Raw genomic sequence first — 24,914 nt, forward strand, 5'->3', positions numbered from 1 at the left:
GGTGTACCGGGGTCTTGCCGCCTCGGCCTTTGCCGGCCAGTTCGTTAGCGCGGCCTGCAATCACTTCGTTCGCGTTCATGTTGCTTTGGGTGCCACTGCCGGTTTGCCACACGACCAACGGAAATTGATCGTCGTGCTGGCCGTCAAGGACTTCATCGGCAGCCTGTTCAATCAGGCGTGCGATGTCGGCAGGCAAGTCGCCATTACGGTCGTTAACGCGAGCGGCGGCTTTTTTGATCAGCACCAGTGCATGCAGTATGGCCAGCGGCATTTTCTCGTTGCCAATGGCAAAGTTGATCAGCGAGCGCTGTGTCTGAGCACCCCAGTAAGCCTCATCCGGTACGTTCACTTCACCCAGGCTGTCGGTCTCGATGCGGCTCATCAGGTCGTTCTCCTAAAGGTTGATCAGTCAGCTTAGGCGCTCAATTGCCACCATGAGTTCAAACTTTAGTTTTATTGGCTTTTGTCGGGTTGCTGAGAACCACTATCAGTCTCGGGGTTGAGTGACACACTTTGTTAGGCGCAGAATGGTCGCCCCTGGGGTACGACCTCGCTCGCTAGATAAAGGAAACTCGATGACTCGTCTTCGCGCCATCTGTGCTGCAGTTGCTCTGGTATGCGCCAGCGGCCAAGTATTCGCCGACGCTGCCAGCCACGCTGCCAGTGCTGAAACGTTCCTCAAGCTGGCACATGCCGACAAACTGGGGACGCCGGTGTACATGCAAGTGCAGCAAATGTTTGCTCAGCGTTTTGAGCAAACCAAAGCGCCTGCTTCGAAAAAAGCGTTGCTGGAAACCTATCAGGCCAAAGCCAACACTGCCCTGGATCAAGCCATTGGCTGGAACAAGCTCAAGCCAGATATGGTCAAGCTGTACACCGCCAACTTCAGCGAGTCCGAGCTTAAAGATCTGGTGAAGTTCTACCAGTCGCCATTGGGTAAGAAAGTCTTGGAAAAAATGCCGCAACTGACTCAACAGTCTGCGCAAATGACTCAGGCCAAGCTGGAAAGCGCAGTGCCTGTGGTCAACAAGCTGTTGGAAGACATGACAGCCGAACTGACACCGGCAGCCCCTGCCAAGAAGAAGTAATCGGAGTCTGAATGAGCATGCAGCAACGTATTGAATCGACGCTGAACGCGTTGCAACCCGAGCATCTGAGCGTGCTAGATGAAAGCCATATGCACAGTCGCGGGTTGCAGACGCACTTTAAAGCTGTGGTGGTTAGCGAGCAGTTCGCCGGGCTCAACCGCGTTAAGCGCCACCAGAAGGTCTACGCTACGTTGGGTGATCTGATGGGCGAGTTCCATGCGTTAGCCTTGCACACGTATACGCCTGAGGAATGGGCGAAAATTGGCACAGCCCCGGCCTCGCCGACCTGTGCTGGCGGATCTCACTGAGTTGGCTTCCTAAGCTGGCTTTTTGCTAGAATCCGCTGCGCGCCGCTTAGTCGGCGCGTTTTTTTTGCATCCGGTTCACCCTTTACGAGGGTAGCCACCTGGAGAGATTCACCATGACTGCGTCAATTGTTGTAGCGGCATTGTATAAATTCGTCACCTTGGAAGATTACGTCGAATTGCGCGAACCCTTGCTCAAGGCAATGGTAGATAACGGCATCAAAGGCACGTTGTTGATCGCAGAAGAAGGCATCAATGGCACTGTTTCGGGGAGCCGAGAAGGGGTTGATGGGCTGTTGGCGTGGCTGAAGAACGATCCACGCATGATCGACATTGATCACAAAGAATCCTACTGCGATGACCAGCCGTTCTATCGGACCAAGGTCAAACTGAAAAAAGAAATCGTGACCCTCGGCGTTGAAGGCGTAGACCCGAACAAAGCCGTCGGAACCTATGTCGACCCCGAGAACTGGAACGCATTGATCAGCGATCCCGAGGTTTTGTTGATTGATACCCGTAATGATTACGAGGTTTCGATTGGCACCTTTGAAGGCGCGATCGACCCCAAAACCACGAGTTTTCGTGAGTTTCCTGACTACATCAAAGCTAATTTCGACCCAGCCGTGCACAAAAAAGTCGCGATGTTCTGCACGGGCGGCATTCGTTGTGAGAAGGCGTCGAGCTATATGCTCAGCCAAGGGTTTGATGAGGTCTATCATCTTAAAGGCGGTATTTTGAAGTACCTCGAAGAGGTGCCACAGCCAGAGTCCAAGTGGCAAGGTGACTGCTTTGTGTTCGATAACCGCGTGACGGTGCGCCACGACTTGAGCGAAGGTGAGTACGATCAGTGTCACGCCTGCCGGACACCGATTAATGCCGCCGACCGTGAATCCGAGCACTATCAGCCGGGCATCAGTTGCCCGCATTGCTGGGACAAACTGAGCGAGAAAACCCGCCGCAGTGCGATTGATCGTCAAAAACAGATTGAGCTGGCCAAAGCCCGCAATCAGCCACACCCGATTGGTCATAACTACCGTAAATCTGCTGAGGCCTAATATGTCTGCGCGCCTGCTCTATGTAATGGACCCGATGTGTTCATGGTGTTGGGGGTTTGCGCCTACCGCTCAAGCACTGATTGAGCAGGCGCAGGCTTCAGGTGTGCAACTGCACTTGGTGTTGGGCGGTTTGCGCACTGGCAGCGGTGCAGCACTTGAGCCGTCCACGCGGCGCTATATTCTTGAGCATTGGCAAGCGGTAGCCGACGCCACCGGGCAGCCATTCCAATTTGAAGGTGCTTTGCCTGACGGATTTGTCTACGACTGTGAGCCCGCCTGCCGCGCAGTCGTGGCCGCGCGCAGTTTGGCGCCGGACTGCGCTTGGGAATTGGTAAAGCTCATTCAGCATGGGTTTTATGCCGAGGGCCGTGACGTGACTCAAACCAGCGTTCTGCTTGAGTTAGCCGAGCAAGCCGGGTTGTCACGGGTTGAATTTGCGGCGGCATTTGACAGCGTCGAGCAGCAGGTGGCGACCGCCGCGGACTTCACGTGGGTTCAAGATTTGGGCATTGCCGGGTTCCCTACCTTGCTTGCCGAGCATAATGGCCAATTGGCCTTGCTGACCAATGGCTATCAGCCGCTTGAGCCATTGTCTGATCTGCTGGGCCGCTGGCTAGAACGTGCAGCGAGTGCGTGATTCTGAGGTTGAGCCGTCCACGACCCACACGCCAGATCGTCTGGGCTGGGCTGATATTCGTCGTTTGGCCCTGCGTCATAAAAAAGCGCTGTGGACAGCCAACGGCGTAGCGGTGCTGGCCACACTTTGCAGTGTGCCCATTCCGTTGTTATTGCCGTTGTTGGTCGACGAAGTGTTGCTGGGGCATGGCGACTCGGCGTTGAAAGTGATGAACCACTGGTTGCCAAATGCTTGGCAGACATCGGTGGGCTATATCGGATTGATGCTGGCGGTGACGTTGTTGTTGCGCGTTGGCGCGTTGTTATTCAACGTTCTGCAAGCGCGGCTGTTTTCGCGGTTGGCCAAAGACATTGTGTTTCGTATTCGGGTGCGTTTGATTGAGCGTTTGAAGCGCATTTCGCTGGCGGAATACGAAAGCCTAGGCAGTGGCACGGTGACGACACACTTAGTCACCGACCTCGATACCCTCGATAAGTTTGTCGGTGAAACCCTGAGCCGGTTCTTGGTGGCAATGCTCACCCTGTTCGGCACCTCGGCGATTTTGCTGTGGATGAACTGGCAATTGGCGCTGCTGATCCTGTTGTTTAATCCGCTGGTGATTTACGCCACAGTGCAGTTGGGTAAGCGCGTCAAACACCTGAAAAAACTCGAAAACGACAGCACGGGCCGATTTACCCAAGCGTTGACAGAAACCCTGGATGCGATTCAAGAAGTGCGAGCGGGTAACCGCCAAGGTTTTTTCTTGGGGCGTTTGCAGCAGCGAGCCCGTGAAGTCAGGGATTTTGCTTCGGCCTCACAGTGGAAAACCGACGCGTCTAACCGGGCCAGTGGTTTGTTGTTCCAATTCGGTATCGATATTTTCCGCGCTGCGGCGATGTTGACGGTGCTGTTCTCTGATTTGTCGATTGGGCAGATGCTGGCGGTGTTCAGTTATCTCTGGTTCATGATCGGCCCCGTCGAGCAGTTGTTGAATCTGCAATACGCTTTTTATGCAGCGGGCGGTGCCTTAACGCGAATCAACCAATTGCTGGCGCGCGCAGACGAGCCTCATTACCCAGGCGGCGTTAACCCGTTCGCGGGGCGTGAAACAGTGGGTATCGACATTCGCGACCTGAGTTTCAGCTACGGCGAAGAACGGGTTCTGGACAACCTCAATCTAAGTATTGCGCCCGGCGAGAAGGTGGCGATTGTTGGCACCAGCGGCGGCGGTAAAAGTACGTTGGTGCAACTGTTACTAGGGCTATACACCCCGCAGGCCGGAAGCATTTGGTTTGGCGGAGTTAAGCAGTCTGATATTGGCCTTGAAACCACCCGTGAGCACGTGGCGGTGGTGTTGCAACATCCGGCATTGTTCAACGACACGGTGCGCGCCAACTTGACCATGGGTCGTGAGCGAACCGACGAAGCCTGTTGGCGAGCACTGGAAATCGCTCAGCTTGACGGCACCATTCTGACTTTGCCCCAAGGTTTGGACAGCGTAGTGGGGCGCTCTGGCGTGCGTTTGTCGGGCGGTCAGCGTCAACGGTTGGCCATTGCGCGAATGGTATTGGCCGAACCGCGGATTGTGATCCTCGATGAGGCCACCAGCGCCCTTGATGCCGCGACTGAAAACAATTTGCACCGCGCGTTAGAGAAATTCCTAAGCGGGCGTACAACGTTGATCATTGCGCACAGGCTGTCTGCGGTGAAGCAGGCCGACCGGGTACTGGTTTTTGATGGCGGTTGCATTGCTGAAGAAGGCGAGCATCATCAGCTGATTGCTGAAGGCGGCCTTTACGCGCAGTTATATGGTCATTTGCAGCAAAGCTGAGGGCGATAAAAAATTCACCTGATGTGTATTTTGAGTGTTATTTAACGCTCTTAGACATCCCTTATGTCGTAAGTTGACCTAGTCTGAATGCTCTGAGGCTTTTTCTCTGGTGTTCATACCCCAGCTTGATGCAAAGGGAACTCATGAAGCTAAAACCTACGCTTGGGACGCCCCGTCTGCTGGGGATTGTTTGGCCCTTTATTGCGGTTGTACTGTTTCAGGCGTTATTGGGCTGTGTGAGTCTCTATATGCTCTCTGCGGTCAGAGGCTATGTGGCCGGTGAGAGCTTATGGTCCAAGGGGCAGAAAGATGCCATCTACTTTCTGAGTTTGTACGCCGACAACCGTAACCCCTCAGCTTACGAGCAGTATTTGCAGGCCATTTCGGTGCCTCAAGGCGGCCACAAGCTGCGAATAGCACTTGATAAAACGCCGCCGGACATGCAAGCAGCACGCGTAGGCATCTTGCAAGGCGGCAATCGCCCAGAAGATGTGTACGGGCTGATTTGGCTATACAAAAACTTCCGTCATTTTAGCTACATGGATCAGGCCATCCAGAAATGGAGTGTGGGCGATGAATATCTGGATAAGCTCGATAGTCTGGCCCAAGAGATGCATCGACTCATCAGCAGCGACCGAGCCTCAGAAGCCGATGTCGCGAACTGGCGGGCGCAAATCTACGCGATCAATAATGCAGTGACTCCAGCCGCCAAGGCTTTTAGCGAAGCCTTAGGCGAAGCTTCGCGATTTATTTTGAAGTTGTTGGTGATCATCAATCTGGCAATGGCGTTGGGGTTGATTTGCTTAGCATTGTTACGCACACACAAGATCCTAGTTCAGTGCCGTGTATACGCCGAAGCGCTTCAGAGGGAGAAAGAGCGCGTGCAAATCACCCTAGAGTCCATTGGTGATGGCGTTATAAGCACTGATGTCGATGGCGCTATCACCTACATGAATCCTGCAGCAGAACGTTTAACTCACTGGCTGTCTGCGCAGGCTCAAGGCGTACCATTGGGGGCCTTGTTCAAGTTGCTTGACGAAAATCGACCAGATGATGACCTCAGGTTGATTGATCATGTGCTCAATGGGCGTTTGGAAGGCAGCAGCGAGCACTCTGGGTTAATTCAGCGTGTGGATGGCAGCACGGTGGCCGTTACGCTGATGGGCGCGCCGATAGTGCATGCCGGCGAGCCCAGCGGGATGGTGTTGGTGCTGCACGATATGACCCAAGAGCGTCAGTACATCGCCAATTTGTCTTGGCAGGCAACCCACGATGCGCTGACGGGCTTGGCCAACCGACGCGAATTTGAGTATCGCTTGGAGCTGGTGCTACAAAATTTGGCCCGCCATCAGGGGCGGCACGCGCTGATGTTTCTCGATTTAGATCAATTCAAGCTGGTCAATGACACGTGTGGTCATGCCGCCGGTGATGAGTTGCTGCGCCATATTTGTACGTTGCTGCAGTCCGGTTTGCGCGAAGGCGACACGTTGGCGCGACTGGGCGGTGATGAGTTCGGCATCCTGCTGGAAAACTGCCCGGCCGAGATGGCCGAAAAAATTGCCGAAGGATTGCGCCATGCGGTGCAAAGCCTACATTTCGCTTGGAAGGGGCGGCCATTTCTGAACACCATCAGCATTGGCTTGGTGCACATCCATCACCCACCTGTAACGCTTGAGGGGGCTATGCGAGCGGCCGACATGGCGTGTTATATGGCCAAAGAGAAAGGGCGTAACCGGGTGCAGGTTTATCACGAAGACGACACAGAAGTGTCATTGCGCTTTGGTGAAATGACCTGGGTGCAGCGCCTTCACGTGGCCTTGGAAGAAAACCGCTTTTGCCTCTATTCACAAGCCATTGTGCCGCTGGGGCATGTGCAAGAGGGCAGCGGTCATATTGAAATTCTTTTGCGTCTGCAAGATGAAAATGGACGCATGATCATGCCCGACAGCTTCATACCTGCCGCCGAGCGTTATGGCTTGATGAGTTTGATTGACCGTTGGGTGGTTGAGAATGTGTTCAAGGTTATCTCCGAGTGCACGGCTCAGGATGCCGGTCGTGCGATGGAAATGTGCGCCATTAACTTATCGGGCACGACCATCGGTGATGATGAGTTTCTGGCGTTCTTGCACGAACAGTTCGAGTTTTACGGCGTCTCGCCTAAGCAGATTTGCTTTGAGATCACAGAAACCAGTGCTATCGCCAACTTGGGCAGCGCCATTCGTTTCATTAATGAGCTCAAGGCCTTGGGATGTCGTTTCTCCTTGGATGATTTTTGCGCAGGGATGTCTTCATTCGCGTATTTGAAACACCTGCCAGTCGACTTTTTGAAGATTGATGGCAGTTTTGTCAGGGACATGCTTGATGACCCCATTAATAGGGCTATGGTTGAGGTGATCAATCACATTGGGCATGTCATGGGTAAGCGCACGATTGCTGAGTTTGTTGAGTCTTCGCACATTGAGCAGGCACTGACCGAGATCGGCGTTGATTATGCGCAAGGTTACGCGGTCGAACGTCCCCACGAGCTGACCTGTGAAAGTGTATGGTTTCGACCCAAACGGCCCAGCCCTTTGGCGGTGAAATTGCCGGGGGCTTTGCGGTAAGTAGTACGGATTCAGGAAAATCACCCTGTCATAAGGAGCTTGGTAGTGACCGAGACATTCAATCGTACGGGGCCTCTGATGGAGGTCACCAGCTACCCCGCGTGGGCTCAGCAACTGGTCTTGGACTGCAGCGAAAGCAAGCGCCGGGTCGTGGAGCACGAAATCTACAAGCGCATGCGCGATAACACACTGAGCGAAAAGACCCTGCGTATTTTTCTGATCGGTGGCTGGCCAGTGGTCGAACAGTTCTCGCTGTATATGGGCCATAACTTGGGCAAAACCCGGTATGGCCGCCATCCGGGTGAGGACATGGCGCGTCGCTGGCTGATACGCAACATTCGAGTCGAGCTTAACCATGCGGACTATTGGGTGAACTGGGCTCAGGCACATGGTGTGAGCCTTGAAGACATGAATGCACAGGACATCCCGGCACCCTTTCAGGCGCTCAATGACTGGTGTTGGCATAGTTGCGCAACGGAGTCGCTGGCCGTGTCGATGGCCGCCACTAATTACGCTATCGAAGGCGCGGTTGGCGAGTGGGCGGCGGTGGTGTGTTCAACAAGTATTTATGAAGAGTCTTTTCCGCAGGAGGGTCGTAAGCGGGCCATGAAATGGCTGAAGATGCATGCTCAGTACGACGATGAGCATCCTTGGGAGGCATTAGAGATTATCTGCACGTTAGCAGGGATGAACCCCTCCCGTGAGCTGCAAAACGAGTTACGTAAAGCTATTTGCAAGAGCTATGACTACAAGTATTTGTTCCTGCAACACTGCCTTGAGTGCGAAGGTGCCCCCGTGATGCGTGAGCAGTGTGAACTCGCTGAGACCTAATGAGCGGTTATAAAAAACCGGAGGTTGCGCGAGCCCACCTCCGGTTATGGTGGGCGATTTATTGCGCGTTGAACGCCTGACCATTGATCCCTGTGCTGTCCGGGCCCATCAGGTACAGGTACACCGGCATGATGGCTGCGGGCTCTGGATTGTTTTGCGGGTTTTCTGCGGGGTAAGCCTGCGCGCGCATGCTGGTGCGAGTTGCGCCGGGGTTAATGCTGTTGGAGCGTACTGTCGAAACCGTTTCAACTTCGTCGGCCAAGGTTTGCATCAGGCCTTCGGTGGCAAACTTTGATACGCCATAAGCGCCCCAATACGCACGGCCTTTGCGTCCGACGCTGCTGGAGGTAAAGATCACCGAGGCGTCTTGCGACAGCTTGAGTAACGGCAGCAACGTACTGGTCAGCATGAATGTCGCATTCACGTTGATATGCATGACGCGATTAAAGTTGTCGCCGGACAACTGCTCCAGCGGCGTGCGAGGGCCGATGATCGAGGCGTTATGCAGTACCCCGTCAAGGCGGCCGAACTCGCTCTCAATCATCGCGGCCAGTTCATCGTACTGATGCGCTAGGGCGGTTTCTAAGTTGAAAGGGATGACGGCAGGTTTCGATTGCCCTGCGGCCTCGATCTCATCGTAGACCTGACTTAGATTGGCCTCTGTCTTGCCCAGCAGAAGTACGGTCGCTCCGTGCGCGGCATAAGCTTTGGCCGCTGCGGCGCCGATGCCGCGTCCGGCACCCGTCACCAGAATGATGCGACCTTGGAGCAGGTCGGGGCGGGCGGAGTAGTCAAACATAAAGCACCTCAAAAAAAGCCCAAAACATAGGCAGCGACTGCGTGTCAGCAGCTGCACATCGCGTTGTCCAAGACTTTGCGCAGCTCGGTCGGATGATCAACCACAACATCTGCGCCCCAATGGTCCGGGTTGTCGTTGGGGTGGATGTAGCCGTAGCGAACGGCGGCTGTTTTGGTTCCGGCATCGCGCCCCGACTCGATGTCGCGTAGGTCATCGCCGACAAACAGTACGCTGGCCGGGTCAAGGTCGAGCATTTTACAGGCCAGGATCAGCGGCTCCGGGTCGGGCTTGCTATGGGTCACGTGATCGGGGCAGATCAGCAGCGCTGAGCGTTCGGCCAACCCCAGCTGCTCCATGATTGGCTGGGCAAAACGCACCGGCTTATTGGTTACAACGCCCCATAGCAAATGCGCTTTTTCAATATCGGCCAGCAATTCGCCCATGCCGTCAAATAGCCTGCTGTGTACCGCGCAATCACGCTGATAGCGCTCAAGAAATTCAAGGCGCAACGCTTCGAAATCTGCTGATTCAGGTGAGATGTCAAACGTGGCGGCAACCATCGCGCGAGCGCCACCGGAAATTTCATCACGAATCAATTTTTCGGCAATCGGTGGCATGTCACGGTCAGCGCGCATGGCCTGGCAGATGGCAATAAAGTCTGGCGCGGTGTCGAGCAGAGTACCGTCCATGTCAAAAAGAACTGCTCTCAAACGCATGCGTTACTCCTCGCGAAGGGTCTGGATCATGTAGTTGACGTCTACATCGTCGGCCAATTTATAGTGCTTGGTCAGCGGGTTGTAGGTCAGGCCGATGATGTCTTTGACGTTCAGGCCCGCCTGACGACTCCATGCACCCAGTTCGGAAGGGCGGATGAACTTCTTGAAGTCATGGGTGCCACGTGGCATCAGTTTTAGGACGTATTCAGCACCAACAATCGCGAACAGATACGATTTTGGGTTGCGGTTAATGGTCGAAAAGAACACCTGGCCGCCGGGTTTGACCATCTGATAGCAGGCGCGAATCACAGAGGCTGGATCGGGCACGTGTTCAAGCATTTCAAGGCAGGTAACGACGTCGAATTGACCCGGCATTTCGAGTGCCAATGCTTCGGCGGTGGTTTGGCGGTATTCAACATTGACGCCAGACTCTAACTGGTGCAATTGCGCGACAGCCAGCGGCGCCTCGCCCATGTCGATACCTGTGACAGTCGCCCCGCGCTGAGCCATGGACTCGCTGAGGATGCCGCCGCCGCAGCCGACATCGAGTACTTTTTTGCCCGCCAACTGAACGCGTTCGTCAATCCAGTTAACCCGCAGTGGGTTGATGTCGTGCAGCGGTTTGAACTCGCTTTCACGGTCCCACCAACGATGGGCAAGCGCTTCGAATTTGGCGATCTCGGCGTGGTCGACGTTGCTCATGGGTAAATCCTCTAAAGCTTAAAAAACGGGGTAAAACTCAGGACCGCGGCCCTGAGATTTGTCATCAATGAGTATGGCTGTTTATGCGCTCGCCCCAGGCTTTGGCAGTTGCGCACAGTTGTTGTTCATCCAGCCGGGTCAGTTGGCGGTCATCGAGCAATTGTTTGCCGGCAACCCAGACGTGCTTCACGCACTCTCGGCCAGTGGCGTAGATCAACTGTGAGACAGGGTCATAGACCGGTTGCTGGGCGAGGCCGCTTAGGTCAAATGCCACCATGTCAGCCGCTTTGCCGACTTCGATCGAGCCAATTTCATTTTCAAGGCCCAGGGCGCGAGCACCATTGAGCGTTGCCATGCGCAGTGCGCGGTGCGCGTCCAATGCTGTGGCAGAACCCGATACGGCTTTGGCCAATAAAGCGGCGGTGCGGGTTTCACCGAGCAAGTCGAGGTCATTATTGCTGGCCGCCCCGTCGGTGCCAACCGCGACATTGACCCCGGCTTGCCACAGACGCTCTACCGGGCAAAAGCCGCTGGCCAGTTTCAGGTTAGATTCTGGGCAATGGATCACGCTGGAGTTGCTTTCTACTAACAGGCTCAGGTCGTCGTCATTGATTTGAGTCATATGAACAGCCTGGAAACGCGGGCCTAGCAAGCCCAAGCGGGCAAGGCGGGCAACCGGGCGCTCGGCATTGTGTTCGACGGCCTGTTGCACTTCAAAGGCGGTTTCGTGCACGTGCATCTGAACAGCGGCATCGAGTTCGTCAGCCATGACCCGGACTTTCTCGAGGTTTTCGTCACCGACCGTGTAAGGGGCGTGTGGGCCAAAAGCAATCTTGATGCGCGGATGGTGCTTCAGGTCGCCAAACAGCTCTACAGCCTGACGCAGGGATTCGTCGGCGGAGCTTGCGCCCGGAATGGGAAAATCAAGAATAGGGAACGCAATTTGCGCGCGGATGCCACTGTTGTGCACGCGCTCGCTGGCCACCTTCGGAAAAAAATACATGTCGCTGAAACAGGTAATTCCGCCTTTGATCTGCTCGGCAATGGCCAGATCGGTCCCGTCTCGCACAAAAGCTTCATCGACCCACTTGGCTTCGGCTGGCCAAATATGCTGTTCCAGCCATGTCATCAAGGGCAGGTCATCGGCCATGCCTCGGAACAAGGTCATTGCCGCATGGCCGTGAGCATTGATCAGGCCAGGGCTGAGCAAAGTATCGGTAAGCTCGCGGGTTTCTAAAGCCGTATGCTTCACGGTCAGCGCGCGCGGCCCAATGAACACGATGCGCCCGTCGCGGATGCCCACGCCATGATCCTTAAGCACGACTCCGGCGGGTTCTACAGGCACGAGCCAGGTGGGGAGTAGTAATAAGTCGAAGGTCAAGGGCTGGGTTGGCATCAAAAACGGCTTCCAGTGCATTATAAAAAGGACGCGAAGTATACCCGAGCGTGTTCTGGGCGGCCTCGCTATAATCGGCGGTTTTGTAGTTGGGTGATAGGGGAAGTCATGCGCGATCGACTGTTAGCCGCAGAAAAGGTGAAGGCTATTGATTGGCAGGGGCAAGCCCTGCATCTGCTGGATCAGCGCATTTTGCCTTTTGAAGAGCAATGGCTGGCCTATACCACTGCAGACGGTGTTGCTCAGGCCATTCGCGACATGGTGGTGCGCGGCGCGCCGGCGATTGGCATCGCTGCGGCCTATGGTGTTGTGCTGGCTGCGCGTGCTCGTCAGGCGGCAGGCGGTGACTGGGTTGCGGCGCTGGAGCAAGACTTCACTTTGCTCGCGAATTCGCGTCCGACTGCCGTCAACCTGTTCTGGGCACTCAATCGCATGCGCGACCGTTTGGCGCGCTGTCAAGACAGAGCCGACGCGTTACAAACACTGGAAGATGAAGCGATTGCCATCCATGAAAGTGATCGCGAAGCTAATTTGACCATGGCGCAGTTGGGTGTTGATGCTATTCGTCGACATCAGGGTAATGCTCAGACCGTTCTGACCCACTGCAACACCGGCGCGTTGGCCACAGGCGGTTTTGGCACGGCGTTGGGGGTGATCCGTGCCGCATGGCTTGAAGGCATGATCGAGCAAGTGTACGCCGATGAAACCCGGCCTTGGTTGCAAGGCTCTCGCTTAACGGCCTGGGAGTTGGCAAACGAAGGCATTCCGGTCATTTTGAATGTGGACTCGGCAGCCGCCCATATCATGAAAACAAAAGGTGTCACTTGGGTGATTGTGGGGGCTGACCGGATTACCGCCAATGGAGATGTCGCGAATAAAGTCGGCACCTATCAACTGGCGGTCAATGCGATGCATCACGGTGTGCGTTTCATGGTCGTTGCGCCGAGCTCGACCATTGACATGGAATTGGCCAGCGGCGACGACATCCCGATTGAAGAGCGTGCAGGCAGTGAGCTGCTAGAAGTCGGTGGTAAGCGTGTTGGGGCGAACGTTCAGGCGTTTAATCCGGTGTTTGATGTAACACCAGCCGATCTGATTGACATCATCGTGACCGAGAAGGGCATTGTTGAGCGCCCGGACGCCACGAAAATGGCTCAGCTAATGTGCCGTAAGCGGTTGCACTAAAGCAGATACAAGCAACAAGTGGTAACCGGCAAGCACGAAGCGAGGGTTGCGGCACTCTTAATCGTGCTATGCGCTGCACACTTGCAGCTTGTCGCTTGAAGCTTGTAGCTGCGAAGCACGCCAATTGTGATAACATCCGGCGGTTTCCAGGGCGCCCTCAAAGGGTTGCCCTTACTGCGCAAATCCGTAGCTTAACTCGTTGATTTGTCGTAAGTCGTTGCGTGGCACGTGGCCAGCGGCGGCGAGCTTCGTTCGTCCCGAATGGATGTGGCGAAGTTTCACCCGAAAAAGGAATCAGGCTTCTCATGGGCGAACTGGCCAAAGAAATCCTCCCGGTCAATATCGAAGACGAGCTGAAACAGTCCTACCTCGACTACGCAATGAGCGTAATTGTCGGGCGGGCACTGCCTGATGCGCGTGATGGCTTAAAGCCCGTGCACCGGCGTGTGCTGTTTGCGATGAGCGAACTGAGTAACGACTGGAACAAGCCGTACAAGAAATCTGCCCGTGTGGTCGGTGACGTCATCGGTAAGTATCACCCGCATGGTGATACGGCCGTTTACGACACCATCGTTCGAATGGCTCAGCCATTCTCCCTGCGCTACCTGCTGGTAGACGGTCAGGGTAACTTCGGTTCGGTTGACGGCGATAACGCCGCAGCCATGCGATACACCGAAGTGCGCATGACCAAGTTGGCTCACGAGTTGTTGGCCGACTTGCATAAAGAAACTGTGGATTGGGTGCCTAACTATGACGGCACAGAACTAATCCCGGCGGTCATGCCCACGCGTATCCCCAACTTGTTGGTCAACGGTTCCAGCGGCATCGCTGTGGGCATGGCCACCAATATTCCGCCGCACAACCTTGGTGAAGTTATCGACGGCTGTCTGGCGTTGATCGACAACCCGGAACTGAGCGTCGATGAACTGATGCAGTTCATCCCAGGGCCAGACTTCCCAACAGCAGGCATCATCAATGGCCGTGCTGGCATTATCGAAGCCTATCGCACGGGTCGCGGTCGCATTTACATGCGTGCCCGTTCGGTCATCGAAGACATCGACAAGGTCGGCGGTCGTCAGCAGATCGTGATCACCGAGTTGCCTTACCAGCTGAACAAGGCGCGTTTGATCGAGAAGATCGCTGAGCTGGTTAAAGAGAAAAAGCTCGAAGGCATTACTGAGTTGCGTGACGAGTCCGACAAGGACGGCATGCGCGTTGTGATCGAACTGCGTCGCGGTGAAGTGCCGGAGGTTATTCTCAATAACCTTTATGCCCAGACCCAGCTGCAAAGCGTTTTCGGGATCAACATTGTTGCCTTGATCGACGGTCGTCCGCGCATTCTGAACCTCAAAGATCTACTTGAAGCGTTCGTGCGCCACCGCCGTGAAGTGGTTACCCGTCGCACTGTATTTGAACTGCGCAAAGCCCGTGAGCGTGGTCACATCCTTGAAGGTCAGGCCGTTGCCCTCTCTAACATCGACCCCGTTATTGCGCTGATCAAAGCTTCCCCAACGCCGTCTGAAGCCAAAGAAGCGCTGATCAGCACGCCTTGGGAGTCGACAGCGGTTGTGGCAATGGTTGAACGAGCTGGTGCCGACTCATGCCGCCCTGAAAATCTTGACCCTCAGTACGGGCTGCGTGACGGTAAGTACTTCCTGTCGCCAGAGCAGGCTCAAGCCATTCTTGAGCTGCGCTTGCACCGCTTGACCGGCCTTGAGCACGAAAAGCTGCTGGCTGAGTACCAAGAAATTCTGAACCAGATTGGCGAGTTGCTCCGTATCCTGAACAGCGCTGTGCGCTTGATGGAAGTGATTCGCGAAGAGCTGGAAGTGATTCGTGCGGAATACGGCGATGTGCGTCGTACCGAAATCTTGGATCATCGTCTCGACCTGACGCTGGGCGATATGATTCCAGAAGAAGAACGTGTCGTGACTATTTCCCACGGTGGTTATGCCAAGACTCAGCCGTTGGCTGCGTACCAAGCCCAGCGTCGTGGTGGTAAAGGTAAGTCGGCGACGGGTGTGAAGGACGAAGACTACATCGCTCACCTGCTGGTTGCTAACAGCCACACCACGCTGTTGCTGTTCTCCAGCAAAGGCAAAGTGTACTGGCTCAAGACCTACGAAATCCCTGAAGCGTCCCGTGCAGCCCGCGGTCGCCCGCTGGTCAATCTGCTACCGCTGGATGAGGGTGAATACATCACCACCATGCTGCCAGTTGAGGACTACACCGAAGGTCATTTCATCTTCATGGCAACCGCTAACGGCACCGTGAAAAAGACCCCGCTGGAATCCTTCAGCCGTCAACGCAGTGTGGGCCTGATTGCCCTTGAGCTAGACGAAGGCGACGTACTGATCAGCGCTGCAATCACCGATGGTGAGCGCGAAGTCATGTTGTTCTCCGATGGTGGCAAAGTGACCCGCTTTAAAGAGTCCGACGTGCGTGCGATGGGTCGTACTGCTCGTGGTGTGCGGGGTATGCGCCTGCCAGAAGGCCAAAAGCTGATCTCGATGCTGATCCCTGAAGATGGCAGCGAGATCCTCACCGCTTCGGAGCGTGGTTACGGTAAGCGCACGGCCATCAGCGAGTTCCCTGAGTACAAGCGTGGTGGTCAGGGCGTGATCGCCATGGTCAGCAACGAACGCAACGGTCGCCTTGTTGGCGCGGTTCAGGTCCAGGATGGGGAAGAAATCATGCTGATTTCCGACCAAGGGACTTTGGTGCGCACACGTGTTGACGAAGTGTCGAGCCTAGGTCGTAACACCCAGGGCGTTACCCTGATCAAACTAGCCAGCGATGAAAAACTGGTCGGCCTTGAGCGAGTGCAGGAGCCATCGGAAGTCGAAGGCGAAGAGCTCGAAGGTAGTATCGAGGATGGCGTTGAGCTCAAGGGCGAAACCCTTCAAGTTGACCTTGACGACGAACAGCCACTAGAGGCTGACGCTGACGAAGAAGAACCGCGGGAATAAGCGGGCACACAGGGGGGCGGATGAAGATTCGCCCCCTTGTTGTATGTGTTGGAGCTGCGTAGCGTAACGAAGCACCGACTTTTGAGCCACCAACAGGTGCGTACCTAAAAGATCGCCGTCACGCTGTGTTGCGCAGGTCTTATTGATTTATTGCATGACCCACCAAATCAGAGTGAGAGTGGATGTGAGCAAACGAGCCTATAACTTCTGCGCAGGTCCTGCTGCGCTTCCTGAAGCCGTCCTGTTGCGTGCCCAGTCAGAGTTGCTCGACTGGCATGGCAAGGGTCTCTCGGTGATGGAGATGAGCCATCGCAGCGATGAGTTCGTGTCCATTGCAACCAAGGCTGAGCAGGATCTACGTGATCTGCTGTCTATTCCCTCGAATTATAAAGTCCTGTTTTTGCAGGGCGGTGCTAGCCAGCAATTTGCTCAGATTCCGCTGAATCTGCTGCCTGAAAATGGCTCGGCAGACTACATTGATACGGGTATATGGTCGCAAAAAGCCATTGAAGAAGCCTCGCGCTATGGCCATGTCAACGTGGCTGCAAGTGCTAAGAACTATGATTACTTCGCGATTCCTGGCCAGAACGAGTGGAGCCTCTCCAAAGACGCAGCCTATGTTCACTACGCGCCGAACGAAACCATCGGCGGCCTGGAGTTTGACTGGATTCCGCAAACTGGCGACGTCCCGCTGGTAGCTGATATGTCCTCGGATATTCTGTCGCGCCCAGTCGATATTTCTCGTTTTGGCATGATCTACGCTGGCGCCCAGAAAAATATCGGCCCAAGCGGTATCGTGGTTAACATCGTTCGCGAAGACTTGCTGGGGCGCGCACGCTCGTTATGCCCAACCATGCTTAATTACAAGGTCGCAGCCGATAACGGCTCTATGTACAACACGCCGCCGACGCTGGCTTGGTATCTTTCGGGCCTAGTGTTTGAATGGCTGAAAGAGCAGGGCGGGGTTGAGGCGATCGGCAAACTCAATGAAGTTAAAAAGCGCACGTTGTACGACTTCATTGATGCCAGCGGCTTGTATAGCAACCCGATCAACACCACTGATCGCTCCTGGATGAACGTGCCGTTCCGTCTGGCCGATGATCGCCTCGACAAGCCATTCTTGGTAGGTGCTGAGGCTCGCGGTCTATTGAACCTCAAAGGTCATCGCTCTGTAGGCGGTATGCGCGCTTCGATCTATAACGCCGTGGACATTGTCGCAGTGAATGCGTTGGTGGCTTATATGGCAGAGTTCGAGAAGGAGCACGGCTAATGTCCGAGCAAGAACTCAAGGCATTGCGCCTGCGTATCGACAGCCTGGATGAAAAGGTTCTCGAGCTGATCAGTGAGCGTGCCCGCTGCGCGCAAGAAGTTGCCCGCGTCAAAATGGGTTCGCTGGCTGAAGGCGAAGTGCCAGTTTTTTATCGTCCTGAGCGTGAGGCACAGGTACTTAAGCGTGTGATGGAGCGTAATAAGGGGCCGTTAGGCAATGAGGAGATGGCGCGGTTGTTCCGCGAAATCATGTCTTCTTGCCTGGCGCTGGAGCAGCCGCTGAAAGTGGCTTATCTGGGCCCTGAAGGGACCTTCACTCAAGCGGCGGCCATGAAGCATTTTGGTCACGCGGTTATCAGCAAGCCAATGGCTGCGATTGATGAAGTGTTCCGTGAAGTGGCTGCGGGCGCTGTCAACTTTGGTGTTGTGCCGGTGGAAAACTCCACGGAAGGCGCAGTCAATCACACGTTGGACAGCTTCCTTGAGCACGACATGGTGATCTGCGGCGAAGTTGAGCTGCGCATTCATCACCATCTGTTGGTTGGCGAAAACACCAAGACCGACAGCATTAGCCGTATTTACTCGCATGCCCAATCGTTGGCGCAGTGCCGTAAGTGGCTGGATGCGCATTACCCGAATGTTGAACGTGTTGCGGTGTCTAGCAATGCCGAGGCGGCGAAGCGGGTCAAGGGTGAGTGGAACTCGGCGGCGATTGCTGGCGATATGGCGGCAGGTCTGTATGGTCTGACGCGCTTGGCTGAAAAAATCGAAGATCGCCCGGACAACTCGACGCGCTTTTTAATGATTGGCAGTCAAGAGGTCCCGCCGACCGGAGATGACAAAACCTCAATTATCGTGTCGATGAGCAACCGTCCAGGTGCACTGCATGAGCTCTTAGTGCCATTCCATGAGAATGGAATCGACCTCACGCGAATCGAGACGCGTCCTTCGCGTAGCGGTAAGTGGACTTATGTATTCTTCATTGATTTTGCTGGCCATCACCGCGACCCATTGGTCAAAAGTGTACTGGAGCAGATCAGCCAAGAAGCCGTAGCACTGAAGGTGCTGGGCTCCTATCCGAAAGCGGTTCTCTGAGGCGATTCACATGAGCGGTGATTTTCTCGCCCTGGCGCAGCCGGGCGTGCAACAACTTTCGCCATACGTCCCGGGCAAGCCTGTGGACGAGTTGGCGCGTGAGCTGAATATTGATCCGGCGACCATCGTCAAACTGGCCAGCAACGAAAACCCTTTGGGTGCAAGCCCCAAGGCGCTGGCGGCCATTCGTGAAGAACTGGCTGAGCTGACGCGTTATCCAGACGGCAACGGTTTCGCCCTGAAAACCTTGCTGGCTGAGCAAACTGGCGTGCAACTGAATCAAGTGACGCTGGGTAATGGTTCTAACGACATCCTGGAGCTGGTTGCGCGTGCATACCTGGCGCCAGGCCTGAATGCCGTGTTCAGTGAGCATGCGTTCGCGGTGTACCCGATCGTGACCCAGGCCATTGGTGCGACGGCGCATGTCGTTCCGGCCAAAGACTGGGGTCATGACTTGCCGGCCATGCTGGGGGCGATAGACGAGAACACCCGCGTGGTGTTCCTCGCCAACCCGAACAACCCGACCGGCAGCTGGTTCAGCGCCGAAGCGCTCAACGAGTTTTTGCAGGATGTGCCTGAGCGCGTGCTGGTGGTTCTGGACGAGGCGTATATCGAGTACGCAGAAGGCAGTGAATTGCCGGATGGCGTGGAGTTTCTGTCGGCTTACCCTAACTTGCTGGTCTCGCGAACCTTCTCCAAGGCTTATGGCCTGGCTGCATTGCGGGTAGGGTACGGTCTGTCGAGCGCAGTCGTGGCCGACGTGTTGAACCGTGTTCGTCAGCCATTCAACGTCAACAGCCTGGCGCTGGCCGCGGCCTGCGCTGCGCTGCAAGATGCCGACTATCTGGCCGAAAGCCGCCGCCTCAACGAGGCGGGCATGCAGCAGTTGCAAGACGGCTTCCGTGAGTTGGGCTTGCAATGGATTCCATCCAAAGGCAATTTTATTGCGGTGGATCTGGGGCAGGTCGCAGCGCCGGTTTATCAAGGCTTGTTGCGTGAAGGCGTCATTGTGCGTCCGGTGGCCAACTACGGGATGCCGAATCACTTGCGTATCACCATTGGTCTGCCAGCGGAAAACACCCGCTTGCTTGAGGCGCTGGCCAAGGTTCTTGCTCGTGGTTGATGTTATATCGGTGAAACCTGTTGCGCCTATTGTAGGTCGGCTGGTGGTTGTAGGATTGGGCCTGATTGGTGGCTCTTTCGCTAAAGGTATGCGTGAAAGTGGCTTGTGCGCCGAGGTGGTCGGTGTTGATCTGAATCCGAAGTCGCGAGCCCTGGCAGTCGAGCTGGGTGTGGTTGATCGCTGTGAGGCTGATCTGGCGGTGGCTTGCCGTGGCGCCCACGTTATTCAATTGGCCGTGCCAATTCTGGCCATGGAGAAAATGCTCGGCTTATTGGCGGGCATTGATCTGGGTAATGCAGTATTGACCGATGTCGGCAGTGCCAAGGGTAACGTGGTGCGCGCTGCAGCTCAGGCGTTTGGTGCCATGCCGCCGCGCTTCGTACCGGGGCATCCAATTGCCGGGTCTGAGCAAAGCGGTGTCGAGGCTTCAAATGCCAGCCTCTTCGAGCGTCACAAGGTTATTTTGACGCCTGTGGCCGAAACCGATCCTGCTGCGCTGGCTCTGGTCGATACGCTGTGGCGCGCACTGGGTGCGGATGTTGAGCACATGCAGGTCGAACGCCACGACGAAGTCCTCGCTGCAACCAGTCATCTGCCGCACCTTCTGGCGTTTGGGCTGGTCGATTCTCTTGCCAAGCGCAATGAGAATCTGGAGATCTTTCGGTACGCTGCGGGGGGCTTCCGCGATTTCACAAGAATCGCCGGGAGCGACCCGGTAATGTGGCATGACATCTTCCTCGCTAACCGCGAGGCGGTGCTGCGCACATTGGATACATTTCGTAGCGACCTCGACGCCTTGCGCGACGCGGTCGATGCAGGGGACGGGCATCAATTGCTGGGCGTTTTTACCCGCGCCCGGGTTGCTCGAGAGCATTTCAGTAAAATCCTGGCCCGCCGGGCATATGTGGACCCTATGAATTCAAATGATCTGATTTTCCTGGCTGAACCAGGTGGCACTGTAACTGGCCAGATCCGTGTGCCAGGCGACAAATCTATTTCGCACCGCTCGATTATGCTCGGCTCGTTGGCCGAGGGCACGACGCAGGTTGAAGGTTTTCTTGAGGGCGAAGATGCTCTGGCAACGTTGCAAGCGTTTCGTGACATGGGGGTGGTCATTGAAGGGCCGCACCAAGGTCGCGTGACCATTCACGGTGTTGGCCTGCATGGCTTGAAAGCCCCGCCGGGGCCCATCTATCTGGGTAACTCGGGGACATCGATGCGCCTGTTGTCGGGCCTTTTGGCCGCACAGAGCTTTGACACGACGCTGACCGGTGATGCATCGCTGACCAAGCGCCCAATGAACCGTGTGGCTAACCCGCTGCGTGAAATGGGCGCTGTGATTGAAACCGCGGCTGAAGGTCGTCCGCCCATGACCATTCGTGGGGGGCATACGCTCAAGGGCGTTGATTACGCGTTGCCAATGGCCAGTGCTCAAGTCAAGTCCTGCCTGTTGCTGGCCGGTTTGTATGCGCAAGGCAAGACCTCTGTCACTGAGCCAGCACCAACACGTGATCATACCGAGCGCATGTTGCGTGGCTTCGGCTACCCGGTCAGCGTAGAGGGCGCTACGGCGTCGGTCGAGTCAGGGCACAAGCTCACAGCGACGCAAATCGAAGTCCCAGGTGATATTTCTTCGTCGGCGTTCTTCCTGGTGGCGGCCTCTATCGCTGAAGGTTCGGATTTGTTGCTTGAGCATGTTGGCATCAATCCGACTCGTACCGGCGTAATCGACATTTTGCGTTTGATGGGGGCAGACATCAACCTCGAAAACCAGCGCGAAGTAGGCGGCGAGCCGGTAGCGGACTTGCGCGTTCGGGCTGCCAAGCTCAAAGGCATCGACATTCCAGAAGAGCTGGTGCCATTGGCGATTGATGAGTTCCCGGTACTGTTCGTTGCCGCTGCCGTGGCAGAAGGTCGGACTGTTCTGCGCGGCGCTGAAGAGTTACGGGTGAAGGAGTCAGACCGTATTCAGGTGATGGCTGATGGCTTGCTGACGCTGGGCGTAAAGTGCGAGCCGACCCCGGACGGCATCATTATTGAGGGCGGTTCAATCGGTGGCGGTGTAGTTCCTGGCCATGGCGACCACCGTATTGCGATGGCATTCAGTATTGCTTCGTTACGCGCCACGGCGCCCATCCGCATTCATGATTGCGCCAACGTTGCGACGTCGTTCCCGAACTTCCTCACGTTGTGCAAGCAGGTCGGTATTCGTGTGTCAGAGGCGCAGTCGTGATGTCGGTGGCGCCAGTCATCACCATCGACGGACCTAGCGGTTCGGGCAAGGGTACTGTTGCAGGTCGCCTAGCCAAGCATTTGGGCTGGGCATTGCTGGATTCTGGCGCCTTGTACCGCTTGCTGGCATTTGCAGCCGTTAATCATGGTGTAGCGCTTGATAACGAGGCATTACTGAGTCAGTTGGCGGCTCACCTTGACGTGCAGTTCGTCGGGGCGACGGAAGGTCAGTCGGCAACTATCGTGCTCGAAGGTGAAAACGTTACGGACGCAATTCGTAATGAGACGGTTGCAAAGGGTGCATCGCAAGTGGCGGCTCTGCCCGCTGTCCGCGAGGCTTTGCTGCAGCGTCAGCGTGCGTTTCAGGAATTCCCGGGGCTGGTTGCTGACGGTCGTGATATGGGAACAGTGGTTTTTCCTGAGGCGCCACTCAAGATTTTTCTGACGGCCAGCGCCGAGGAGAGGGCCCGCCGCCGTTACTTGCAGTTGAAGGCCAAAGGGGATGATGTTAGTCTCCCGCGTCTGTTGGATGAGATACGTGCCCGTGATAAGCGTGACACGCAGCGTGCAATAGCCCCGCTTAAGCCGGCGGCTGATGCCATACAGCTCGACTCTACTGAGTTATCCATCGAACAGGTGCTAGAACGCATCAAGAGTGAAATCGCCCTGCGCGATCTCGCCGGATGATCAAGAGCGCGTGCAGGAGACCAGAAATAGTCCTGCATGCTTTCTTTTATATGAACGTAACCCACATTGTCTGGAGTGTGGTTGATGGGCGTATTCCTTCGCCCTTGAACAACAGGAATTAAAATGAGCGAAAGCTTTGCAGAACTGTTTGAAGAAAGCCTAAAAACCCTGAATCTTCAGGCTGGCTCGATCATCACCGCTATCATCGTTGATATCGATTACCAAGCTGGTTGGGTTACCGTTCACGCTGGTTTGAAGTCTGAAGGCCTCATCCCGCTGGAGCAGTTCCACAACGACGCTGGCGAACTGAACATCAACATCGGTGATGAAGTTCACGTTGCGCTGGACGCGGTCGAAGACGGCTTTGGCGAAACCAAGCTGTCCCGTGAAAAAGCCAAGCGCGCTGAATGCTGGATCGTTCTGGAAGCAGCCTTCGCAGCTGAAGAAGTGGTTAAGGGCGTTATCAACGGTAAGGTTAAAGGCGGCTTCACTGTCGACGTTAACGGCATCCGTGCGTTCCTGCCAGGTTCTCTGGTTGACGTTCGTCCAGTGCGCGACACCACGCACTTGGAAGGCAAAGAGCTGGAATTCAAGGTCATCAAACTTGACCAGAAGCGCAACAACGTTGTTGTTTCGCGTCGTAGCGTGCTTGAAGCAGAGAACTCGGCTGAGCGTGAAGCTCTGCTGGAATCCCTGCAAGAAGGTCAGCAGGTTAAAGGTATCGTCAAAAACCTCACCGACTACGGCGCATTCGTCGATCTGGGTGGCGTGGATGGCCTGCTGCACATTACCGACATGGCTTGGAAGCGCATTAAGCATCCTTCCGAAATCGTCAACGTTGGCGACGAGATCGATGTCAAGGTTCTGAAGTACGATCGCGAGCGCAACCGTGTTTCCTTGGGCCTGAAGCAACTGGGTGAAGATCCATGGGTTGCTATCAAAGCTCGTTACCCAGAAAGCACTCGCGTTACCGCTCGTGTAACCAACCTGACTGACTACGGCTGCTTCGCTGAGCTGGAAGAAGGCGTTGAAGGTCTGGTACACGTTTCTGAAATGGACTGGACCAACAAAAACATCCACCCTTCGAAAGTCGTACAAGTCGGCGACGAAGTGGAAGTTATGGTTCTGGACATCGACGAAGAGCGTCGTCGTATCTCCTTGGGCATCAAGCAGTGCAAATCTAACCCATGGGAAGATTTCTCTGGCCAGTTCAACAAGGGCGATAAAATCTCCGGCACCATCAAGTCGATCACCGATTTCGGTATCTTCATTGGTCTGGACGGCGGCATCGACGGCCTGGTTCACCTGTCCGACATTTCCTGGAACGAAGTGGGCGAAGAAGCCGTACGTCGTTTCAAGAAGGGCGACGAGCTTGACACCGTAATCCTGTCTGTTGATCCAGAGCGTGAGCGTATCTCCCTGGGTATCAAGCAGCTGGAAAGCGATCCGTTCTCTGAGTACGTACAAGAGAACGACAAAGGCGCAATCGTTAAGGGCATCGTGAAAGAAGTTGACGCTAAAGGCGCCATCATCACCTTGGCCAACGATATCGAAGCGACTCTGAAAGCCTCTGAAATCAGCCGTGACCGCATCGAAGATGCGCGCAACGTTCTGAAAGAAGGCGAAGAAGTAGAAGCCAAGATCATCAGCGTTGATCGCAAAAGCCGCGTAATCCAACTGTCTATCAAGTCGAAAGACGTTGAAGACGAGAAGGAAGCAATCCAGAGCCTGCGTGACAAGCCAGCTACCTCTGAGATCGCTGCTGGTCCGACCACTTTGGGCGACCTGCTGCGTGCACAAATGGAAAAACAGAACTAAGTTCTGATTGACCATAGAAAAAGGGCGACTTAGGTCGCCCTTTTTTGTGCCTGTTATTTGGATTTGATGTGCCTGCATTACTGGTTTGGATAAAGCGTGGTTGTAAGTGTGCCTCAGGCCGTTTGTAGCTATATGCCTGAGCACAGCTGTTCAGGCTATTGCTTAGAGATCTGCGAAGATAAGTCAAGATCTGGGCTGTTCAAATTCTTTCGATCATGCTAAAACCTTTGAAGCGCTGACCTAGCTGCTTGAAAAAGAAGGGAAAAATATGACGAAGTCGGAGTTGATCGAACGAATTGTCACCCATCAAGGGCTGCTCTCATCTAAGGATGTGGAGTTGGCTATCAAGACCATGCTCGAACAAATGTCACAGTGCCTAGCAACCGGAGACCGTATCGAGATCCGTGGCTTTGGTAGCTTTTCGTTGCACTACCGGGCACCGCGGGTAGGCCGCAACCCTAAGACCGGACAATCCGTAAGCCTTGACGGTAAATTTGTTCCTCATTTCAAGCCGGGTAAGGAGCTTCGAGATCGAGTGAACGAAGACGAGGAAGACAACATTTAATCTTTTGGGGAATGGGAGTTACAGATGAG

At 55.2% G+C, this 24,914-nt stretch carries 21 protein-coding genes; 16 read left to right on the forward strand and 5 right to left on the reverse strand.

Annotated features, from left to right (window positions below):
* Positions 1-382 (reverse strand): lyase family protein (locus AQS70_RS02000; protein WP_241492786.1); only part of this gene is annotated, 382 nt, incomplete at its 3' end.
* A 193-nt stretch (positions 383-575) separates the two neighbouring features.
* On the opposite strand from AQS70_RS02000, the gene AQS70_RS02005 reads away from it, so the two are divergent.
* The 7 genes from AQS70_RS02005 (at position 576) to AQS70_RS02035 (ending at position 8,329) form a co-directional block, all read left to right on the forward strand.
* Positions 576-1,088, forward strand: a complete 513-nt coding sequence (locus tag AQS70_RS02005; protein ID WP_055101267.1) for a DUF2059 domain-containing protein — start codon at positions 576-578, stop codon at positions 1,086-1,088.
* Positions 1,089-1,099: 11 nt separating this feature from the next.
* Positions 1,100-1,396, forward strand: a complete 297-nt coding sequence (locus AQS70_RS02010; protein ID WP_055101268.1) for a BolA family protein — start codon at positions 1,100-1,102, stop codon at positions 1,394-1,396.
* A gap of 113 nt (positions 1,397-1,509) precedes the next feature.
* Positions 1,510-2,448, forward strand: a complete 939-nt coding sequence (trhO, locus tag AQS70_RS02015; protein WP_055101269.1) for an oxygen-dependent tRNA uridine(34) hydroxylase TrhO — start codon at positions 1,510-1,512, stop codon at positions 2,446-2,448.
* 1 nt (position 2,449) lies between these two features.
* Complete coding sequence (locus AQS70_RS02020; RefSeq protein WP_055101270.1) at positions 2,450-3,085, forward strand: DsbA family protein; 636 nt, start codon at positions 2,450-2,452, stop codon at positions 3,083-3,085.
* A complete protein-coding gene (locus tag AQS70_RS02025; protein ID WP_055101271.1) occupies positions 3,078-4,895 on the forward strand; it encodes an ABC transporter ATP-binding protein in 1,818 nt (605 codons plus the stop codon). The genes AQS70_RS02020 and AQS70_RS02025 overlap by 8 nt, the downstream gene beginning before the upstream one ends.
* A gap of 143 nt (positions 4,896-5,038) precedes the next feature.
* Positions 5,039-7,498, forward strand: coding sequence for an EAL domain-containing protein (locus AQS70_RS02030; RefSeq protein WP_055101272.1), 2,460 nt, complete (start codon positions 5,039-5,041; stop codon positions 7,496-7,498).
* Between the two features lie 45 nt (positions 7,499-7,543).
* Positions 7,544-8,329: an iron-containing redox enzyme family protein gene (locus AQS70_RS02035; protein ID WP_055101273.1), complete on the forward strand. Its 786-nt coding sequence runs from the start codon at positions 7,544-7,546 to the stop codon at positions 8,327-8,329.
* Between the two features lie 58 nt (positions 8,330-8,387).
* On the opposite strand, the gene AQS70_RS02040 is transcribed toward AQS70_RS02035, so the two are convergent.
* The 4 genes from AQS70_RS02040 to AQS70_RS02055 form a co-directional block, all read right to left on the reverse strand.
* Positions 8,388-9,128, reverse strand: coding sequence for a YciK family oxidoreductase (locus AQS70_RS02040; RefSeq protein ID WP_055101274.1), 741 nt, complete (start codon positions 9,126-9,128; stop codon positions 8,388-8,390).
* A gap of 44 nt (positions 9,129-9,172) precedes the next feature.
* Positions 9,173-9,844: an N-acetylmuramic acid 6-phosphate phosphatase MupP gene (mupP, locus tag AQS70_RS02045; protein WP_055101275.1), complete on the reverse strand. Its 672-nt coding sequence runs from the start codon at positions 9,842-9,844 to the stop codon at positions 9,173-9,175.
* A 3-nt stretch (positions 9,845-9,847) separates the two neighbouring features.
* Positions 9,848-10,546, reverse strand: coding sequence for a bifunctional 2-polyprenyl-6-hydroxyphenol methylase/3-demethylubiquinol 3-O-methyltransferase UbiG (gene ubiG / locus AQS70_RS02050; protein ID WP_055101276.1), 699 nt, complete (start codon positions 10,544-10,546; stop codon positions 9,848-9,850).
* A 64-nt stretch (positions 10,547-10,610) separates the two neighbouring features.
* Complete coding sequence (locus AQS70_RS02055) at positions 10,611-11,942, reverse strand: TRZ/ATZ family hydrolase (protein ID WP_055101277.1); 1,332 nt, start codon at positions 11,940-11,942, stop codon at positions 10,611-10,613.
* 108 nt (positions 11,943-12,050) lie between these two features.
* On the opposite strand from AQS70_RS02055, the gene mtnA reads away from it, so the two are divergent.
* The 9 genes from mtnA (at position 12,051) to ihfB (ending at position 24,885) form a co-directional block, all read left to right on the forward strand.
* Positions 12,051-13,127, forward strand: a complete 1,077-nt coding sequence (gene mtnA / locus AQS70_RS02060) for an S-methyl-5-thioribose-1-phosphate isomerase (RefSeq protein WP_055101278.1) — start codon at positions 12,051-12,053, stop codon at positions 13,125-13,127.
* A 305-nt stretch (positions 13,128-13,432) separates the two neighbouring features.
* The gene (gene gyrA, locus AQS70_RS02065) at positions 13,433-16,096 is read left to right on the forward strand and encodes a DNA gyrase subunit A (RefSeq protein WP_055101279.1); all 2,664 of its coding nucleotides are present in this window, start codon (positions 13,433-13,435) and stop codon (positions 16,094-16,096) included.
* Between the two features lie 184 nt (positions 16,097-16,280).
* Positions 16,281-17,366 carry a 3-phosphoserine/phosphohydroxythreonine transaminase gene (gene serC / locus AQS70_RS02070; RefSeq protein WP_055101330.1) on the forward strand — a complete coding sequence of 362 codons (1,086 nt, stop codon included), beginning with the start codon at positions 16,281-16,283 and terminating at the stop codon, positions 17,364-17,366.
* Positions 17,366-18,460 (forward strand): prephenate dehydratase, encoded by a 1,095-nt coding sequence (gene pheA, locus AQS70_RS02075; RefSeq protein ID WP_055101280.1) that lies wholly within the window; start codon positions 17,366-17,368, stop codon positions 18,458-18,460. The genes serC and pheA overlap by 1 nt, the downstream gene beginning before the upstream one ends.
* A 10-nt stretch (positions 18,461-18,470) precedes the next feature.
* Positions 18,471-19,583 carry a histidinol-phosphate transaminase gene (hisC, locus tag AQS70_RS02080; RefSeq protein ID WP_055101281.1) on the forward strand — a complete coding sequence of 371 codons (1,113 nt, stop codon included), beginning with the start codon at positions 18,471-18,473 and terminating at the stop codon, positions 19,581-19,583.
* A gap of 28 nt (positions 19,584-19,611) precedes the next feature.
* The gene (locus AQS70_RS02085) at positions 19,612-21,816 is read left to right on the forward strand and encodes a bifunctional prephenate dehydrogenase/3-phosphoshikimate 1-carboxyvinyltransferase (protein ID WP_055101331.1); all 2,205 of its coding nucleotides are present in this window, start codon (positions 19,612-19,614) and stop codon (positions 21,814-21,816) included.
* The gene (gene cmk / locus AQS70_RS02090; RefSeq protein ID WP_162233863.1) at positions 21,816-22,502 is read left to right on the forward strand and encodes a (d)CMP kinase; all 687 of its coding nucleotides are present in this window, start codon (positions 21,816-21,818) and stop codon (positions 22,500-22,502) included. Before AQS70_RS02085 ends, cmk begins: the two co-directional genes overlap by 1 nt.
* Positions 22,503-22,625: 123 nt before the next feature.
* Positions 22,626-24,320 carry a 30S ribosomal protein S1 gene (rpsA, locus tag AQS70_RS02095; protein ID WP_019826775.1) on the forward strand — a complete coding sequence of 565 codons (1,695 nt, stop codon included), beginning with the start codon at positions 22,626-22,628 and terminating at the stop codon, positions 24,318-24,320.
* A 268-nt stretch (positions 24,321-24,588) separates the two neighbouring features.
* Positions 24,589-24,885, forward strand: coding sequence for an integration host factor subunit beta (gene ihfB / locus AQS70_RS02100; RefSeq protein WP_055101283.1), 297 nt, complete (start codon positions 24,589-24,591; stop codon positions 24,883-24,885).
* The last annotated feature ends 29 nt before the right edge of the window (positions 24,886-24,914 follow it).

Source organism: Pseudomonas endophytica, from assembly GCF_001411475.1.
GTDB lineage: Bacteria > Pseudomonadota > Gammaproteobacteria > Pseudomonadales > Pseudomonadaceae > Aquipseudomonas > Aquipseudomonas endophytica.

Excerpts from the sequence above, each read along its gene's own strand:
- AQS70_RS02005 (WP_055101267.1), top strand. The coding sequence starts at position 576 with ATGACTCGTCTTCGCGCCATCTGTGCTGCAGTTGCTCTGGTATGCGCC.
- AQS70_RS02010 (WP_055101268.1), top strand. The coding sequence starts at position 1,100 with ATGAGCATGCAGCAACGTATTGAATCGACGCTGAACGCGTTGCAACCC.
- trhO (WP_055101269.1), top strand. The coding sequence starts at position 1,510 with ATGACTGCGTCAATTGTTGTAGCGGCATTGTATAAATTCGTCACCTTG.
- AQS70_RS02020 (WP_055101270.1), top strand. The coding sequence starts at position 2,450 with ATGTCTGCGCGCCTGCTCTATGTAATGGACCCGATGTGTTCATGGTGT.
- AQS70_RS02030 (WP_055101272.1), top strand. The coding sequence starts at position 5,039 with ATGAAGCTAAAACCTACGCTTGGGACGCCCCGTCTGCTGGGGATTGTT.
- AQS70_RS02040 (WP_055101274.1), bottom strand. The coding sequence starts at position 9,128 with ATGTTTGACTACTCCGCCCGCCCCGACCTGCTCCAAGGTCGCATCATT.
- mupP (WP_055101275.1), bottom strand. The coding sequence starts at position 9,844 with ATGCGTTTGAGAGCAGTTCTTTTTGACATGGACGGTACTCTGCTCGAC.
- ubiG (WP_055101276.1), bottom strand. The coding sequence starts at position 10,546 with ATGAGCAACGTCGACCACGCCGAGATCGCCAAATTCGAAGCGCTTGCC.
- AQS70_RS02055 (WP_055101277.1), bottom strand. The coding sequence starts at position 11,942 with ATGCCAACCCAGCCCTTGACCTTCGACTTATTACTACTCCCCACCTGG.
- mtnA (WP_055101278.1), top strand. The coding sequence starts at position 12,051 with ATGCGCGATCGACTGTTAGCCGCAGAAAAGGTGAAGGCTATTGATTGG.
- gyrA (WP_055101279.1), top strand. The coding sequence starts at position 13,433 with ATGGGCGAACTGGCCAAAGAAATCCTCCCGGTCAATATCGAAGACGAG.
- pheA (WP_055101280.1), top strand. The coding sequence starts at position 17,366 with ATGTCCGAGCAAGAACTCAAGGCATTGCGCCTGCGTATCGACAGCCTG.
- hisC (WP_055101281.1), top strand. The coding sequence starts at position 18,471 with ATGAGCGGTGATTTTCTCGCCCTGGCGCAGCCGGGCGTGCAACAACTT.
- cmk (WP_162233863.1), top strand. The coding sequence starts at position 21,816 with ATGTCGGTGGCGCCAGTCATCACCATCGACGGACCTAGCGGTTCGGGC.
- rpsA (WP_019826775.1), top strand. The coding sequence starts at position 22,626 with ATGAGCGAAAGCTTTGCAGAACTGTTTGAAGAAAGCCTAAAAACCCTG.
- ihfB (WP_055101283.1), top strand. The coding sequence starts at position 24,589 with ATGACGAAGTCGGAGTTGATCGAACGAATTGTCACCCATCAAGGGCTG.